Below are 16,797 nucleotides of genomic sequence, written 5' to 3'. Positions count from 1 at the left end.
CGAGGACCGCCGTCAGCCCGTCGCCAAGTTCTCCGCCCCCCGGCCGCCCGCGCCGGTGCGGGACCGGGAGCGGCCTTCCGGCGACCTCGGCGACGACGCGACCGCTCTGGCCGATGCGGTGTTCCGGGCGGAGCCCGCAAGAGGGCACGGCAGAGGCGAACCGGCGAAGGCCCGTCCCCAATCCGAGCCGCAGCGGCCCCCCACGGCACAGGAGCCCCGCCAGCAGTCCCCAGTGGAGTCGCTGCGACACGCGTCGCCACCTGCGCCGACGACGCCTCCTTCGACCGCTCGTCCACAGGGTCGTACACAGGGTTATCCACAGAATCAGGGAAGTTATCCACAGGGGTATCCACAGCGTTACGCACAGGCTCCGACCAGCGGGAATCCACAGGGTTATCCACAGCGTAACGGAAGTTATCCACAGCAGGGCCCGAGTTATCCACAGGGCACTGACCAGGGTCGCCAAGCCTCCGCCGCAGGTCGCCGCCAGTCCGCGCAAACCAGTACACAACGGGTGCCCGGACAGGACCTCGTCCCGGTCCGGCAGTCCCGGAAGGAAGCGGTCGCGGTCCCGTCCGGGGACGCGAAGCCGACGCGCGTCAAGCCGATCGGCGCGCAGAAGGAGCGCCAGCCGCTCCGGGAGCTGAGCCTCACCGAGATCGCCGGGCACGCCACGTTCACGCCCGCGTCGGTCACCGCCTGGTACAAGCTGCCCGGCGTGCGCTGGTCGTTCCGGCCCGACCTGGAGCGCGAAGCGCTCATCGTCGCGATCGCCGAGCAGTACGCGGGCCTCGCGGGCATGCGCGTCCACCTGCGCCGCACCACCCGGCCGTTCCCGGCCGACCAGTGGGCCCGCACCGTCGACAAGCACACGGCGCGGCCGCTGCGCACCGTCCCCGGCGGCACCAGCTGGGCCGACCACCTCGTGGCCGCCCAGCGCCACCTCCAGCAGCTCTCCCACGCCGAGGGCGAGACGTTCCTCGGCATCACGTTCTCGCGGCGCGGCGCTTTCGACCAGCTCGGCGAGAAGGTAGGCCGCATGTTCGGGCGCGGCACGAAGCTCTCCGAGCGCGAGAAGATCGAGAAGCGAAGCCTCCAGTTCGACGAGGTCCTCGGCTCGTTCGGGGTGCGCGCCCGCCGCGCCACCACCGCCGAGCTCGAATGGCTCGTCTACCGGTCCGTCGCCCTCGGCATGGAGCCGCCGCGCCTGCTCTCGGGCTCGGACGGCGACTGGGAGCCCGGCGACGTCCTCGCGCTGACCGAGTCGATCGAGCGCTACCGCAGCCCGTACGGGTCCACGGTGAAGCTCGTCAACCGGCTCACCGGCGAGGAGAAGCACACGGCGGTCCTCACAGTCGGCCGCATGGAGGAGCTGGAGATCCCCCAGCGCCACGAGCCGTGGCTGCACTTCCACGAGCGGTGCCCGTGGCCCGTCGAGCTGTCGAGCCGCATCGACATCCTCGGCGCGGGCGAGGCGTTCCGCGACCTCGACCACCGGCTCCGCCTCATCCGCTCCCAGCAGCGCGACTACGACGAGCACGCCATGGACGCGCCGCCGGAGCTCCAGCGCCTCGCCGAGCGCGCGCTCGGCGTCGGCGACGAGATGACCACCGGCCTGCCGATCGACGCCGCGCGCGCCCACGGCTGGCACCGCCTCGCCGTCACCGCGGAGACGAAGGAGGAGTGCCTGGAGCGCGCCCGCACGCTCATGCAGATGTACCAGCGGGACATGCGCATCAGCCTCCAGCACCCGAAGAACCAGGACTGGCTCGCCCGCGAGTTCATCCCCGGCGAGCCGGTCGCCCAGACCGGGTACGTGCGCCGCATGCCCGTCAAGCTCATGTCCGCGGCGATGCCGCAGGCCGCGTCCGTCGTCGGCGACCGCCGCGGCGACCTCATCGGGCGGACCGCGGGAACCTCCCGCAGCCCCGTCTTCCTCGACCTGCACTTCGCCACCGAGGTCCGCGAGAAGTCCGGCCTGTCGGTGTTCGTCGCCGAGCCCGGCGGCGGCAAGTCCACGCTCATGGGCGCCATCGGCTACCTCGCGGCCCGCCGCGGCGTCCAGGTCACGCTCCTGGACCCGTCGGGGCCGCTCGCGAAGCTCTGCGAGATGCCCGAGCTCAAGCCGTTCTCGCGCGTGCTCAACCTGACCGGCTCCGAGTACGGCACGCTCGCGCCCTACGCGCTCATCCCGTCCCCGAGGCGCGAGCACTACGCCGACTCCCCGGACGGGCAGCGCGAGTACGACATCGCCGTCTCCAACGCCCGGTCCGAGCGGCGCATGCTCGTCCAGGACATCTGCTCGATGCTCCTGCCGCCGCAGGTCCAGCGCGAGGCGAGCACCGCCCGCCTCCTTCGCCACGCCGCCCGCCACGTCCCCGCCGAGGAGGACTCCGCGCTCGAAGACCTCGTCGAGTCCCTCCAGGACGCCGAGGACCACGCCACCGGCGACGGCGCCGAACTCGCCGCGCTCCTGCTCGACACCGCCGAGATGCCGCTCGCGAAGCTGTTCTTCGGCACCCCCGACAAGGGCGTCCTGGAGGACGACACGGCGCTCACCGTCATCACCATGTCGGGGCTGCGCCTGCCCGACCTGGGGATCGAGCGCGAGTACTGGTCCGCGGAGGAGGCCCTCGCGCTGCCGATGCTCCACACCGCGCACCGCCTCGCCGTCCGCCGCGCCTACGGCGGCGACATGCACCGCCGCAAGCTCGTCGGCCTCGACGAGGCGCACTTCATGGAGGGCTGGAAGTCCGGCCGCTCGTTCCTGGTGCGCCTCGCCCGCGACTCCCGGAAGTGGAACCTCGCCGCGCTCGTCGCCTCGCAGAACCCGAAGGACATCCTCGGGCTCGACGTGCAGAACCTCGTCTCGACCGTGTTCGTCGGCCGCATCGCCGAGGACGCGACCATCGCGGAGGAGGCGCTCAAGCTGCTGCGCGTCCCCACGGGGGTCGGGTACGAGTCGGTGCTCGCATCCCTGTCCGAAGTGGACGCTTCCGAGACCCGCAAGCTCCCCTACCGCGAGTTCGTCATGCGCGACGTCGACGGCCGCGTCCAGCGCATCCGCGCGGACTTCGGCTGGGTCCGCGGCCTCCTCGACTACCTGAACACCACCCCCGGGGAGGACCAGTGACCGACCCCTCCGCCCACGACCTCGCCCCTCCTCCCGCCCGGTCCTGGCGGCGTGCCGGAGGGCGCGCCGCCCGCATCCTGGTGGCCTTGGCCGCCATGCTCGGAGCACTCGTCCTGACGCCGGGTTCGGCTGGGGCGCAGGGGGACGAGGGGTGCTCGGACTACGAGTGGCACACGGCCTGGTCGCAATGCATCGACGAACTGCCTGAAGCGCAAGAACTGCCATGTGAGGCCGCCCCGCAGCCGGCCTCGCCGGATTCAGGCATGGCGGGGTGGTTCGCCGAACCGAGCCAGCTCGACCGGAGCGAAGGCATCGGGACCTACAGCCGGTACGGCTACGCCGGATACCAACTGCCCATGTACGGCTCCCAGCAGATGAGCGTCGGCGGCCAGTGCGTGGACTCGGTGTCGATCCCCAACGGCGCCGACACCGCGAACGCCCTCGCCAACATGGAGTTCAACCTGTCGGTCGCCACCGTCGGCGCCGCGAACTCGATGCGCCAGGCCGCGTGGGAGCCGGACACCATGTGGGGCTGGTCGAACCGCTTCATGGAGCAGGGCACCGAGGTGCTCTACCGCCAGATCTTCACCGTCTTCGGCGCCGTCACGGTCGGCTTGATCGGCCTGTACCTGCTGTGGCGCTCTCGTCAGGCGGACATGAACAACGCGGTCACCACCGTCGCGTGGGCAGTGCTGATCCTCGTACTCGTGACGGCGGTCGTGCGCTGGCCGGTGAAGGCCGCCGAGTACACCGACAAGGCGCTGACCATCGGCATGGACCTCAGTACGGTCCTCATCGCCGATGACACTGCCGACGGCTGCGCCCGCATCCCCGGCGTTGACCAGGACCGCTACGACGAGCTCAAAGAGCTCAACGGCGACGACTTCTGCATCGACACCCGTTCGGCGGCCGTCACCGCCTCAGACACCGTCTCGGGCCAGGTGCTGTACCAGAACTGGCTGCGGACGATGCTGGGCCAGAGCGAAGAGGTCACCTTCCGCGAGCGCAACGGCGAGGTCGTCGAGGATGCCGAAGGCAATCCCGAAGTCACCGAGGCGAACACGGCCTACAAGTACGGACCGGCGCTGTTCGCGGCGCAGGCGATGTCGTGGCAGGAGGACGACGAAGCCCAGGACTCCGCGACGTACCGGAACGACCTCATCGCCGAGAAGCAGGAACTCTGGCAAGGCCTGGTCGCGCAGATCCAGACCGAGGACCCCGAGGCGTACGCGAACATCAGCGGCCAGCGCGCCTGGGAACGGACCGGCACCGGGCTGCTCGCGCTGCTGACGGCGATCTTCTTCTCGCTGTTCGACCTCACCGCGTCGATCCTCATCATCCTCGGCTTCATGATCGTGCGGTTCGCGATCGTGGCCCTGCCGATCATCGGCACCATCGCGCTGCTCCGCCCCGCCGGCGGCCCGTTCAAGCGTCTGGTGAACACCGTCCTGGGCGCGATCATCAACGTCGCGATCTTCTCCCTCGCGGCGGTCATCTACATATGGGCGTCGAGCCGCATCCTCCAGACCGCCATGCCCGTATGGCTGCAAGTGGTCATGATCGGGCTCCTCGGCGTCGCCGCCTGGCTGCTCCTCAGACCGGGCAGACGCATCGCAGGCCTAGTGGGTGGCAGCGGCCCGGCCGATGCGTTCCTCGGCCGCCGCGTCGACTCCGACAGGAGCGCCGAGCGCGAACGGGAACTGGAGCGCGCGCGGCAGCGCCGCGACGACGCCCGGCCCGAGGAGACTTCGGATACCGTGCGCACCCCGCGCAGCAAGGGCAGCGACACGCTGCCCGAGCAGCAGGCCACCCCGGACAAGTCCGCGAGTTCCACGAGCGGAGCCGGATCGAGCACGTCCACCGGAGGCGGATCCTCCGGCGGTGGAGAGGTCTACCGGCCTGCGAGAAGGGAATGACGGATGAACCGCGCCCTCCGGATCATCTTCTCCCGCTATGGGATCGTCGTCATCATCCTCGTCCTGGTGCTCGGCGTGATCGCGCTGGCGAACCGCCGCCAGGAGACGCCGCTGGACGGCACCAACGGTGCGGACGGCTCCGATGCCACGTCGGAGGCGGTGACCGCTGACGACGGCTTCGCGACCGACGACTGCGAGGACGACGGCTGCTTCACCGACGAGGAGCTGCCGCAGGAGGCGGTCGACAAGGCCGTCGCGTTCGCCGAGGCGTGGCTGAACCCGAACGGGTACGGGGCGCAGGGCTGGCTGGATTCGATCAGGCCGTTCCTGACCGAGGACACCGCCGCGCTGATGGAGGGCGTCGACCCCGAGACGGTCCCGGCGACGGAGATCGCCGGGGAACCGGCCCCTGACGGCCCGAAGGTCGCCATCCCGCTCGACACCGGGACGTTGACGCTGACGATGGTCGAGGTCTCGGGCGGCGACTGGCTGGTGTCGGCGATCGACTGGGAGCAGTCATGAGCATCGCGAGCGAGGAGACGACGGCGAAGGACCGGTCCGAGGACCCGCTGGCGCCGAAGGTCCCGAAACGGCTGCGGCCGCTCATGTGGACGCTCACGATTCTGTCCGTGTGCTGCCTGGGCGCGGTCGTGTCGATCGTGCAGCTCCTGTCGGACCAGTCGAACGACGAGGACGGCAACGCGATCGCCGCCGGGTGCGGGACGACGTCGGTCGATGTGGACGGCGAGTTCCCGGAGATCGGGCCGTATAGTTCGGAGCAGGTCGGGAACGCCGCGATCATCATCGCCGTGGGTCAGGACCTCGAAGTGCCGGTGCGCGGCTGGGTCATCGCGGTCGCGACCGCGATGCAGGAGTCGCGGCTGACGAACCTGGGGCACTTGGGCGACCAGAACGACCACGACTCGCTGGGTCTGTTCCAGCAGCGTCCGTCCTCCGGCTGGGGGACGCCGGACCAGGTCACCGACCCGGTGTACGCGTCGACGAAGTTCTACGAGAAGCTCGTGAAGATCGACGGCTGGGAGTCGCTGCCGCTCACGGTCGCGGCCCAGCGCGTGCAGATCTCGGCGTTCCCGAACGCGTATGCGAAGCATGAGCCGATCGCGACGGAGATCGTCAACACGCTGACCGGCGGCGGCGCGAGCGTCTCCGCGGTGAGCACGCAGCTCGGCACATGCGCGCAGCCGGGCGAGCTGTCCGCGGCGGGCTGGATGGCGCCGGTCGAGGGCCCGATCAACTCGGGCTTCCAGACTCCGGAGCGCCCGACCCACAACGGGGTTGACATCGGCGCGCCGCGCGGTGCGACGATCGTGGCGGCGTCGAGCGGGACCGTCATCACCTCGGAGTGCAACGCGAGCCTGTACGGCGAGCCCTATTCGTGCGACGTCGACGGCTCGCCGGAGGTCGCCGGGTGCGGCTGGTACGTCAACATCCTCCACGCTGGCGACTACCTGACCCGCTACTGCCACATGGGTTCCGCACCGCTGGTGAAGGAGGGCGACGTGGTCCAGGCGGGCCAGATCCTCGGCTACGTCGGCTCGTCGGGCCGCTCCAGCGGTCCGCACCTGCACTTCGAGACGCATTTGAACGCGGATCGCAGCGCGGCGGGCGCGGTGGACCCGATCGCGTTCATGAACCAGATGGGCGCGCCGCTGAAGTGAGGTCAGTCGGCGGCGTTCATGAGGTCGTCGCCGCCTTCGAGTGAGGCGACGCAGTCGCCGTCGACGGCGATCTGGAACGTGAAGCTCTCCTGGTTCAGTTCGCCTTGGAGGACGATCTCGGTCTCGAAGGCGCCGTCTGCTTCGGCGGGCGAGATGCCGTTGAGGTACCCGGTCGTGGCGCCGTTGACGGCGACCCATTCGGTGATGGCGTCGTCGAGGTCCTGGGCGGTGATGCCGGTGAACGCACTGCACTGCATGGCTTCGGCGGTCGCCGGGTTCCGGTCTGCCACGACGGTGCGGAGGAAGTCGGTGGCGACCTCCTGGGAGTCGATCTCCTGGGTCTGTCCTTCGTCGGGGGTCGCAGTCGGGATCTCGGCCGCTGGTTGCGTCGCGTCGGACACGCAGTAGGTGCCGTCGTACTCTTGCACGGTGACGAGGAATTCCTCGTGTCGTTGGGTGCCTTGGTAGATGTAGGAGACGGTTCCTGCGATGGCGATGCCGTCGCTGGAGGGGACCGGATCTCCCGTGGTCAGGTCGATGTCGGTGATGCCGCCGAGTTCGTCGGCGTACGACTGTCGCATCGCGTCGAGGTCGCTCGGAGTGATCTCGGGAGAAGCGTCGTCGCAGAGCGCGTCCTCGGCGCGATCGGTCTCCTCGTTGGAGCCGTACCGCAGGTAGCGGAGCGCTGCCCCCTCCGCATCCGTTGCGGCCTGGTCCCGCGGGTCCTGGTTCTCCTCGCTTCCGCTGGCGGCGAACGCAGGGGCGATCCAGGATCCCAGCGCGAGCACGAGAGCCCAGGCGCCGGCCATTGTGGCCACGCGGGGCCATGTGCGGGGCGGGTCTGCGTAGGCGGCGGTTTCGGGGTCGTCGGCGGGGACCACGCGGTAGCGTTTGCCGCTGGTGTCGGCGACCGTGGCGGGCCGGGACGGGCGGGCGCGCCGGATGGTGCGGCGGATCAGACCCTTTCGCATGTGAACACCCTATGGGACGGGGCCCACCCGGCTCAACCGGAAGCGGCCGCCGGTTCCGGGCTCGGGTCGGGTTGGGGCCGTGGTCGAGGGCCCCGGTGACGTGCATGTCCGCCTTAGACTTGTGGCATGAGCCACCCCCCGATGCAGCGCGGCGAGCAGGAGACAGCGGTCGTTCCGGGGCAGCGGGACGGCACCGCGCCGGACGCCGCCGGACTCCGGTTCGACCTGGTGGCGAGGGCGCCCGAGGTGCAGGGCCGGATCGAGGCGCACCTCCATCAGCGGTGCGGGGTGGACACGCAGGCGGTGCGGGACTGCTTCATCTGGAACGGCCTCCAGTCGGAGGTCGACCCGGGCGGTGAGCTGGACGTGGAGGACGTGTTCCTGCGCCGGGCCGGGGAGGTGTTCGAGGCGCAGGCCGCTCTCACTCCGGACGCTGTGGACCGGGCGCTGCTGTGCCTGTGGGTGCACCACAGTTCGGTGCGCGCGTGGAACCACACGTACCGCGTGGACCTGCTGATGAAGTGCATGCTGCGGTTCCGCGACATCGTCCGCCGCGACTGGGCGCTCAAGGCCCGGCCGGCGCCCGAAGTGGAGCTGGCGCTGCGTCTGTGCGAACTCGTGCGCCTGGAGATCGAACTCGAAGACTGCCTGAAGACCGGGTCGCAGCTGCGCTACTCGGAGGCCCTGGACATGGTGATCGGGTCGTGCAGGGGCCTGCTGCACGACGCCGAGGACGACGCGGGACCGGTCGGGGTGTACGTGCGCGGGGAGGTCGCGGTGCGCCGCGAGTACCACGTGATGCTGCGGCGGCTGCACCGTGCGCTGGTCGCGCAGTCCGCGGGGAAGGAGCGGGAGCGGTTCGAGGTCCGCAAGGAGCTGCGGACCCTGGTGAACACGTGGCCGTTCTCGTCGGTGGAGCTGTCGAAGATGAACGCGCACCGGCAGGCGCTGGAGCGGCTGCGGGAGGCCCACGCGGACCGGAAGAAGCAGTGGATGCGAATCGACGAGGGCCGGATCGTGTACCTGTTCCCGTTCGGGGTGAACGGGATCGACTACGAGACGGTCCGATCGCGCCTGAAGCGGTCGTTCGGGGAGGGCGCGGGGCCGGTGCGGCCGTCGGCGGCGATCGACCACTTCACGTACCACGCGGACATCTGGGAGCCGCGCCTCGAACCGTCCAAGCGGTTCGACGGCCTGGAGCTGATCCTCCCGAAGGTGCGGCTGACGATCGACGGCGACACGGTCGAGGAGCTGAACGCGGCGCTGCGGTTCTCCCCCATGGGCGTCCACTGCCTGCGCCTGGAGCGGACGGTGGAGGACCTGTACCCGAGCGGCCTGCACGCGGCGATGTTCCGGGCGGCCCGGGAGCACGGCACGGTCGAGGTGTCGTGCGAGGGCACGGACCGGACGTGGGACCGGTTGGCGCGCTTCGCGAGGGACCTGATCCTGCGGCAGCTGCCGGAGGCGCTCGCGCCGCGCGGCGGGGAGCCGGACGCGCCGGTCGGGATCCACCGGGGCCGCTCGCACGTGCTGATCCGGGTGCTGCGGGCGAGCGAGCGCGGCCGGGAGTTCGAGCCGCCGAGCGGGGACGAGGACCGGCCGCTGGTGCAGGACGGGAACCGGCTGCTGGAGCTGGTGGGCTCGTCGGTGCTGCTGCATTCGGCGCCTGACGCGAAGGAGTCGCTGTGGGACTGGATCCGCTTGGCGGACGACCACTCCCGCAAGATCTGGAACCAGCGCAACGAGGGCGACCTGCTGATCTCCACGGAGAACACGACGGTGATCGCGGCGCTGGACGCCCCGAACTTCATCTCGGGGGACTTGGAGGCGCTCGCGGAGTTCACGGCGTGCCTGGGCGGGATGATGGCGGCCTGGAACCACCAGCTGGACGCGTACCGGGCGGGCGTCTCGGAGATCATCGCCGGGTACAGCCTGCCGGGCGCGGACCGGGCCGCGCAGGTGGAGGCGATGAAGGCGAAGCGGATGCAGATGCTGGAGTTCGAGAGCGAGACGCGGCAGGTGATCGCGCTGCTGCACTCGCCAGGGCTGCTGCGGTCGCCGTCGAATGCGGCGGAGCTGCGTCGGCTGCTGGCGGTGAAGGGCATCGACGAGCAGCTGGCGAGTTTCAGCGAGCGCCTGAACGAGGTGATGGCGGACCAGTCGGAGGCGACGCTCCAGCGCTGGGAGGTGGACCGGCAGCAGCGGGTGCGCGATTCGCTGACGGCGGCGGTGTCGGCGCTGTCGGTGTGCGCGGCGATCAGCATCTGGCAGGCGGCGGGGTTCTGGACGCCGTTCGGGTGGGGCGCGGCGACGGTGGTCGTGGCCGCGTGGGCGGCCGTGTACGTGTCGGCGCGGTGGGTGTCGTACCAAGGCGGCCCGTGGTCGACGGCGCGGTTCCTCGCGGGGTTCCCGGTGCGGGCGCTGTCGCGGGCGCGCACGGGCCTGGCGCGGGCCCGGATGCGCCGCATCGCCCGCCCGTAGGCCCCGGCGGTGGGAGACTCCGTGGCATGGGGTTCTCGACCGTGGAGCGGACCGTCCCGGACGCGCTGTTCACCGCCGTCTACCGGGGCCTGTTCGCGCAGGCGTTCCCGCCGGAGGAGCTCGACGGGGAGGACGTCCTCGCCGCGGCGCTCGAAGGCGGTGCCGCGAACCTGTTCGCGGTGGTCGACAACGCGGGGACGCCGGTCGCGGCCGCGTTCGGTGAGTGGTCGGAGGCCTCGCGCGTCCAGCTGCTCACGTACCTGGCGGTGGGACCGGCGGCGCGGGGCGGCGGGATCGGCGGGCGGCTGCTGCGGGACGCGGTGAACGTGTGGAGCGTGCGTCGCGACCCGTGCATCGTGGTCGCCGAGATCGAGGACCCGGGCGCGCCCGCGCACGACGCGCACGGGGACCCGCGGCGGCGCCTGGCGTTCTACGAGGCCGCGGGCGCGCGGGTCCTCGACGTCCCGTACTTCCAGCCGGGCATCGGCGGTCCCGGCGGCCGCGTCCGCGGCATGCTCCTGCTCGTCCTGCACGCCGCGCCCGTGTTCATCAGCGGCGACGGGATCGACGGGGCGCCGCTGCGGGCGTTCATGGAGGAGTACCTCGCCGAGGCGGAAGGCGCCGTCGGCGACGACGATGAGGCGCGGGCGCTGCTCGCGGCGTTCGACCGCCCCGGGGGCGTCCCCGCGGGCCGGTGGCGCGCAGCGCAGTGATCGGTGCGTTCACCGCTCAGTAGTGGACGCGCCGTTCACTGCCTGGCGTGCTCCAGGTACCGCATGAGGTTCGACGCGGTCTGCTCCAGGCTCCCGTCGCCGCCGATGACGGTCCGCAGGTCCTCGGGCTCGCACGGGCGCCTGTCGGCGAGGTGCGCGATGTCCAGGAAGTGCGGGGCGGTCCCGGTGCGCCGGTACGCGGCGAGCTTGTGGTGCCCGTCGATGAGGAACGCCGCGCAGTCCTGCTCGTCGCCGGGCGGCTCGGACCGCAGCAGCACCGCCAGGGGCCGCTCGCCGCGCTCGATGGCCTCGGCGTACGCCGCGACGGTGTCCTCGCCGGGCGGGGGCCACGCGTCGGTCGGGATGACCGCGGTGCCCTCGGTGCCGATCGGCTCGTACGGGTACCACCACGCGGACCGGTTCTCCCCGAACGGCTCGATGTGCACGTTCGCGTCCGGCCAGCGCCGCACCCCGTACGCGCCGGGCGCGAGGAGCTTGAGGATCGGGGCGGCGAGGTCGACGGGGTCGGCGTCGCGATCGGGGAAGCGGAGGCGTTCGCGCATGTCGCGCAGGCTCCGGCGGTGCCGGTCGTCGCGGGTGCGGATCGCGAACCGGTCGATGGACCCGGACCCGGTGTAGCCCTCGACGATGAGGGGCCGCCAGCCGACCTTGAGGGCGCTGGCGCCGTCGTGTCCGCCGACGGCGAGGGTCCCGTCGCCGTCGTCGACCTCGACGACCTCGTATCCGAGCGACTGGGCCAGTCGCATGATCATGTCGCGTCTCCGTCCTGCCGCGGGTCCGGGCGGCGCCCCTGCCGTCCGGTCCGCGCCCACCCTAGTACCCCGAAACCGCTCCGCCGAAAACCGATCGGCGGCCCTCGGGCCCGGTTTCTCGGGGCGGGCGGTGGCCGGCGGGGCGGCGCGGGGGCGGTGAAACCGCGTTGCCCCCGGTGGCGGGGGCGTCTTAAGGTGGGGCCCGAAAGTGAGGGTTGCTCCGTGACCAAGTTGAACCAGATCATCGCGATCGAGAAGAGCGTCAAGGCGAAGGCCGCCCGCTCCCTCGGCGACGCCGGGCGCGAGCTCGCGAAGGCGCCGCTGCTGTCGGGCATCTCCCGGACGTACCAGCCGAAGGACGAGGAGGGCGAGCAGCTGCCGCCCGAGTCGACGAAGGTGCAGCGCCGCGTGGAGGAGCAGCTGCGCGAGGTGTCCGCGGCGATGACGCGCCTGTTCGACGTGACGGCGACGAAGGACCGCACGAACGCGCTCGCGACGGCGGACGTCGCGGTGGACGGCGAGGTCCTCCTCGCGGACGTCCCGGTCACGTACCTGCTGTTCCTGGAGAAGCAGCTCGCGGAGCTCCAGTCGTTCGTGAAGGCCCTGCCGGTGCTGGACGCGGCCGAGTCGTGGTCGTTCAACGAGGCCGCGGACTGCTTCGCGACCGACCCGGTGAAGACGGTGCGCACGAAGAAAGTGCCGCGCAACCACGTGAAGGCCGAGGCGACCGAGGAGCACCCGGCGCAGGTCGAGGTGTACTACGAGGACATCCCGGTCGGCTACTGGACGACGGTGAAGTTCTCCGGCTCGGCCCCCGCGAAGCGCGTCGCGCAGCTGACCGAGCGCCTGGAGAAGCTCCAGGTCGCCGTCAAGTTCGCGCGCGAGGAGGCCAACGGGACCGAGGTCGTCGACGAGCAGGTCGGCGCGAAGGTCTTCGGGTACCTGCTCGGCGAGTAGGACGCAAGCTCCCCTGCTTTGAGCGGCAGGGGTGGCGCGCAAGCGCCGAACCACGCTGAAACTGAGGTTCAGTCGGAATACAGCGCGGTAGAGGTGGGGGTTCGAGTCCCTCCCCCGGCACTCGTGCCGGGGTGGCCCAACTGGCAGAGGCAATCCGCGAAGATTCAGATTCTCGCTCCAGTGTCAGCATTCGCCACGCCGACCGCATCCGCGAGCAGTCCCCTGGGACACAGGAGTTGAAGGTTCGAATCCTTCCCGCCGCACCACATGCGGCGGTAGCTCAATGGCAGAGCACTGTGCTAGCAGCAGACTCAACGGCTGCCGCAGGAGCGTGACGGCCACTATGTGGCACATGGCGGCCCGGTGTCGAGGTCAACGACCCGGGCCGCACCATCCTTTTCGTCCACACCGGACGCTCTCCGGGAGCGGCGCCGATTCGATGGCGCGTCCGGCGCCGCTCCTGCTCTGGGGAGAGCGGGGGAAAGTCTCAGCCTTCGGTGGTCTCGTCGGTGGCGCTCTCCTGGCCGGGGGCCTGGCCGCCGGGCATACCGCCGCCCTGCGGGAGCTCGTCCGCGCACGCCTCCGTGGCGGCCGTCCAGTCGTCCTCGTCGACGCCGTCGGGCGCCTCGAAGCCCCCGAACCCGCCACCGCCGCCGAATCCGCCGGAAGGCATGTCGGTGGGCATGTCGCCGGTCGGCATCTCGCCAGTGGGCATGTCCGACGGCATGTCGGTGGGCGCCCCGCTCGGCATCTCACCGCCGTTGCCGCCGCCGGGCATGCCGCCCTCGCCGAAGGGGCTCCAGTCGTCGGGGAGGTCGATGCCCTGCTCTTCGAGGCACGCCGTGTACGCCGCGAACTGCCCGTCCGCGGTCGTCGCCTCATCGGTGGCGTCCGCGTCGTCGTCGCCGCAGGCGGCCAGCGCGAACGCGGCGAGGCCCGCGGCGCAGCCGATCCGCGCGGCCCGGGAAAGCATCGGTCTCATGGGAGCCGAGCCTCGCGGCCGAACCTCAGGGGTGGCTCACAACCGGGTCAGACCACGCTCCCGAAACGGTCGCCCCGACCGGCCCGGTAGGGCTGTCCCTACCCGCGAAATGCCTGCTCGCAGGCTCGAAGGACCACCGGCCGCGGACGAGGATTGAAGGCATGAACAAGACCTTCAAGCAGCTCGGCGCCGACTCCGCGTACCTGCTCTCCGGCTTCCCGATCGCACTGCCCGCGTTCGTCATCACCGTGACCGGCTTCGCTGCCGGCATCGGCACCGTCGTCGTCTGGCTGGGGGTCCCGATCCTCGCCGCGACCCTCCTCGCGATGCGCGGCCTCGCCGCCGCGGGCCGCGTCCAGCTCGCAGGGGTCCTCGGCACGCCCGTCGAGCGGCCGCACTACCGCCGGGCCGCCGAGGGCGCGTCGCCGCTGCGCCGGTTCCTGACGCCCCTCGCCGACGGCCAGTCGTGGCTGAACCTCCTGTGGGGCCTGGTGAACTTCCCGCTCGCGGTCGCCGGGTTCGCGGTGGCCCTGTCCTGGTGGGCGGCGACGGTCGCGTCCCTCGCGTACCCGCTGTACGGCTGGGTGATCCGCCGCGCCGCCGGGGACGGCGACGGCCTGGAGTACGCGACCCGCTGGCTCGGCTGGGGCGACTCCTACCTCGCCGTCTCGGCGCTCGCGTTCGCGGGCGGCCTGGTCATGGCCCTGCTCCTGCCGCTGGTGCTGCGCGGTTTCGCGCTCACCCAGGCGAACCTGTCCCGCGGGCTGCTCGCGTCGCTGACCGACGCCGACGCCCCGAACGGCCCTGTCCGCTCCGCGCTCGCCGACGCCGAGGTCACCCGCGTCCAGGAGCGCCTCTCCGCCGCTTAGACGATCTCGCCAGGGGCGGCCGCTCGCTGAGCGGCCGCCCCCGGCGCGCGTCCGGTGATAGGTTGGGCCGCATGGCACCCCACGGGCACCACCACGGACGCGACGACGCGGTGTTCGACTTCGCGGAGGCCGCGCCCCGGTTCCGGGCGCGCGCCGACGCCGAGACCCCCAGGTACCGGCGCCTCGCCGCGTCCCTCCCGGACCCCGGCGCCCGCACGGCCGCCGACATCGGCTGCGGCGCCGCGAGCATGGCGTTCGCCCTCGCCGAGACGATCCCCGGCATCGAGGTCACCGCGGTCGACGCCGAACCGGCGATGCTCGAACTCGTCCGCGGGCGCGCCGCCGAACGCGGCACCCCCATGCCGACCGTCCTCGCCTCCGTCGACGACGCCGAAGCGCTCGCCGCCCTCGCGCCCGTCGACTTCGCGTGGGCCGGCCACGTCGTCCACCACGCCGCCGACCCCCAAGCGGCCCTGGGGAACCTGGCCGCGCTCCTCAACCCGGGCGGGCGCCTCGCCATCGGCGAAGGCGGCACCGCGCCCCAGTTCCTTCCCGCGAACCTCGGCACCGGCCGCCCCGGCCTGGAACTGCGCCTCATCGAGGCCGGCGCCCGCCGCCTCGCCGACGAACTCGCCGCCCACGGCGGCACACCGCTCCCCTACGGCTGGAACCTCGCCCTCGAACACGCCGGGCTCACCGAGGTCCGCACCGTCAACGAACTCGTCGCGAAGCCCGCCCCGCTCACCGGCGCCGACCTCGACCACGCGCTCGACGCCCTCGCCACCCGCGTCGACTGGTTCGAGCACTTCCTCGACGACGACGACCGCGACACGTGGACGCGCCTGCTCGACCCCGACGGCCCCGAATGGCTCGGCCGCCGCCGCGACCTCCACCACCTCGCCATCGACACCGTCTACACCGCGGTCCGACCCGCCTAGGACCGGTGGGAACAGGCCCGGTTCACTCCTCGGAGTCGAGGGTCCCCGACTCGATCTCCAACTGGAACAACCGATCCAGGGCCGCCAACCCGTACACGTCGTCCACGCCCTCCGCGCACGCGAAGTCGCTCAGCAGGTCGAACCCGTCCCCCACCCCGAGCCGCCCCAGCCGGTACGCGGCCTCGATCCGCCCCGCCCAGTGGAAGCACGCGTCGACCGCGAGCACCGAGTACGCCTCCACGCCCGCGTCCGGGTCGACCCCGTGCATCGCCTCCGCCGCATCGATCCCCAGATGGTGGTCCATCAGCGACTCCACGCCCTTCACGATGCGCCACAGCGCCTCCCGGGCGTCCTCGCGGCTGTCGTCGGCGAGCTGCTCGGCGCAGATGATCCGCAGCCGCGACGTCACCAGCGGCGCGTTCGCCAAGTGCCGCAGCGCCATCGCCGCCGCATCCCGGTTGACGCGCCGCAGCGCGTGCGCCGCCGAATGCCGCACGTACTCGCTGACGCCGTCGTCGGTCACCAGCTGCATGAGCGCGATCGCCGCGGGGCTCGCGGCGCTGTCGGCGAGGGCGCTGGCGGCGTCGAGGCGGTACTTGTCGTCGACGGCGGGGTCGGTGGCGATCGCTTCGAGCGCGTTCACGGCGTCGTCGAGGTTGAAGCGGCCCATGTGCTCCGCGGCCTCCAGCCGCACCTCCACGTCCACTTCGGAGGCGACGGCGACGGGCGAGAGGCGCAGGGCCATCGCCTCGCCCCCGAGGTCCACGAGGTCCTGGATGAGCTGGATGCGCAGGTCCGCGTCCACCGACTCGTCCTTGATGGAGGCCACGAGGTTCGTCATGGCCCGGTCGCGGCGCTCGTCGTGCCCGCCGGGCGCGGGCGCGCCGGGCCGGTCGGGGTCCCAGAACCCCTGGCGCGGAGGCGCTTCGGCGGCCGCGGCGACGGCGGTGCGGGCGAGCTGGCGGCGGCGCTGCCACAGCCCGGTCGCCCATGTGGCGGCGATGGCCGGGCAGAGGAGGCCGTAGCCCCAGAACCGGTTGATCTCCAGGAGCTCGACCACCGGGACGGGGGCGAGGACGGAGGAGAACCTGAGCGTCCAGAGCCCCATTGCTGCGTTCGCCATACGTTGAACCTCGGGTAGAAGCGGTGTTCGGTGCTGCCTGAACTTCTCGGTACGGCGCCGTGCGGGGCCCCGGCGGGGGTCCGTTCCGCAGTGGGCCGGGGCATAAAGCGTAGTCCTCGCGGGGCCCCGGCGGTCGCACAGGGTGTGCGACGGCCGAAACGCCCCAGCAGGGCCCGATCCACTCGCCCCGTTTGCGGCGCTGTTGCCGTATTGCGGCCCGGACCTGCACTTTCGCGGGTGCCACATTCTCGCGCCGGGCCTG

13 protein-coding genes are annotated in these 16,797 nt (G+C 71.7%); 9 read left to right on the top strand and 4 right to left on the bottom strand.

Annotation, left to right across the window (positions count from 1 at the left end):
• Nucleotides 1-118: 118 nt before the first annotated feature.
• The 4 genes from B0I28_RS06745 to B0I28_RS06730 all read left to right on the top strand — a co-directional run bounded on the left by B0I28_RS06745 (nucleotide 119) and on the right by B0I28_RS06730 (nucleotide 6,728).
• Nucleotides 119-3,133 carry an ATP-binding protein gene (locus B0I28_RS06745; protein WP_483866758.1) on the top strand — a complete coding sequence of 1,005 codons (3,015 nt, stop codon included), beginning with the start codon at nucleotides 119-121 and terminating at the stop codon, nucleotides 3,131-3,133.
• Nucleotides 3,130-5,049 carry a hypothetical protein gene (locus B0I28_RS06740; RefSeq protein ID WP_146147993.1) on the top strand — a complete coding sequence of 640 codons (1,920 nt, stop codon included), beginning with the start codon at nucleotides 3,130-3,132 and terminating at the stop codon, nucleotides 5,047-5,049. The genes B0I28_RS06745 and B0I28_RS06740 overlap by 4 nt, the downstream gene beginning before the upstream one ends.
• Nucleotides 5,050-5,052: 3 nt before the next feature.
• Nucleotides 5,053-5,571, top strand: coding sequence for a hypothetical protein (locus tag B0I28_RS06735; RefSeq protein ID WP_106363018.1), 519 nt, complete (start codon nucleotides 5,053-5,055; stop codon nucleotides 5,569-5,571).
• Between the two features lie 83 nt (nucleotides 5,572-5,654).
• The gene (locus tag B0I28_RS06730) at nucleotides 5,655-6,728 is read left to right on the top strand and encodes a M23 family metallopeptidase (RefSeq protein WP_106363427.1); all 1,074 of its coding nucleotides are present in this window, start codon (nucleotides 5,655-5,657) and stop codon (nucleotides 6,726-6,728) included.
• A 2-nt stretch (nucleotides 6,729-6,730) separates the two neighbouring features.
• Here B0I28_RS06730 and B0I28_RS06725 read toward each other — a convergent pair whose 3' ends face one another.
• The gene (locus B0I28_RS06725; RefSeq protein ID WP_106363017.1) at nucleotides 6,731-7,699 is read right to left on the bottom strand and encodes a hypothetical protein; all 969 of its coding nucleotides are present in this window, start codon (nucleotides 7,697-7,699) and stop codon (nucleotides 6,731-6,733) included.
• A 126-nt stretch (nucleotides 7,700-7,825) separates the two neighbouring features.
• On the opposite strand from B0I28_RS06725, the gene B0I28_RS27145 reads away from it, so the two are divergent.
• Nucleotides 7,826-10,180, top strand: coding sequence for a hypothetical protein (locus B0I28_RS27145; RefSeq protein WP_181245667.1), 2,355 nt, complete (start codon nucleotides 7,826-7,828; stop codon nucleotides 10,178-10,180).
• A gap of 26 nt (nucleotides 10,181-10,206) precedes the next feature.
• Complete coding sequence (locus B0I28_RS06710) at nucleotides 10,207-10,893, top strand: N-acetyltransferase (RefSeq protein WP_106363016.1); 687 nt, start codon at nucleotides 10,207-10,209, stop codon at nucleotides 10,891-10,893.
• A 35-nt stretch (nucleotides 10,894-10,928) separates the two neighbouring features.
• Here B0I28_RS06710 and B0I28_RS06705 read toward each other — a convergent pair whose 3' ends face one another.
• Nucleotides 10,929-11,666, bottom strand: coding sequence for a VOC family protein (locus B0I28_RS06705; RefSeq protein WP_106363015.1), 738 nt, complete (start codon nucleotides 11,664-11,666; stop codon nucleotides 10,929-10,931).
• Between the two features lie 222 nt (nucleotides 11,667-11,888).
• On the opposite strand from B0I28_RS06705, the gene B0I28_RS06700 reads away from it, so the two are divergent.
• The gene (locus B0I28_RS06700) at nucleotides 11,889-12,623 is read left to right on the top strand and encodes a DUF7873 family protein (protein WP_106363014.1); all 735 of its coding nucleotides are present in this window, start codon (nucleotides 11,889-11,891) and stop codon (nucleotides 12,621-12,623) included.
• A gap of 487 nt (nucleotides 12,624-13,110) precedes the next feature.
• Here the strand turns inward: B0I28_RS06700 and B0I28_RS06695 are convergent, their stop codons facing one another.
• On the bottom strand, nucleotides 13,111-13,605 hold the full coding sequence (locus B0I28_RS06695; protein WP_146147992.1) for a hypothetical protein: 495 nt from the start codon (nucleotides 13,603-13,605) through the stop codon (nucleotides 13,111-13,113).
• A 161-nt stretch (nucleotides 13,606-13,766) separates the two neighbouring features.
• On the opposite strand from B0I28_RS06695, the gene B0I28_RS06690 reads away from it, so the two are divergent.
• Together B0I28_RS06690 and B0I28_RS06685 are read left to right on the top strand one after the other, a co-directional pair.
• On the top strand, nucleotides 13,767-14,474 hold the full coding sequence (locus tag B0I28_RS06690) for a sensor domain-containing protein (RefSeq protein WP_106363012.1): 708 nt from the start codon (nucleotides 13,767-13,769) through the stop codon (nucleotides 14,472-14,474).
• Nucleotides 14,475-14,545: 71 nt separating this feature from the next.
• Nucleotides 14,546-15,412: a class I SAM-dependent methyltransferase gene (locus B0I28_RS06685; RefSeq protein WP_106363011.1), complete on the top strand. Its 867-nt coding sequence runs from the start codon at nucleotides 14,546-14,548 to the stop codon at nucleotides 15,410-15,412.
• Between the two features lie 22 nt (nucleotides 15,413-15,434).
• On the opposite strand, the gene B0I28_RS06680 is transcribed toward B0I28_RS06685, so the two are convergent.
• Nucleotides 15,435-16,535, bottom strand: coding sequence for a HEAT repeat domain-containing protein (locus B0I28_RS06680; RefSeq protein WP_146147991.1), 1,101 nt, complete (start codon nucleotides 16,533-16,535; stop codon nucleotides 15,435-15,437).
• Nucleotides 16,536-16,797: the final 262 nt, after the last annotated feature.

The sequence above is a fragment of the Glycomyces artemisiae genome, assembly GCF_003002955.1.
In the GTDB taxonomy this organism is placed as follows: Bacteria; Actinomycetota; Actinomycetes; order Mycobacteriales; family Micromonosporaceae; genus Glycomyces; species Glycomyces artemisiae.
The sequence above is the reverse complement of the archived record's forward strand: the minus strand, read 5'-3'. Positions and strand labels throughout refer to the sequence as shown.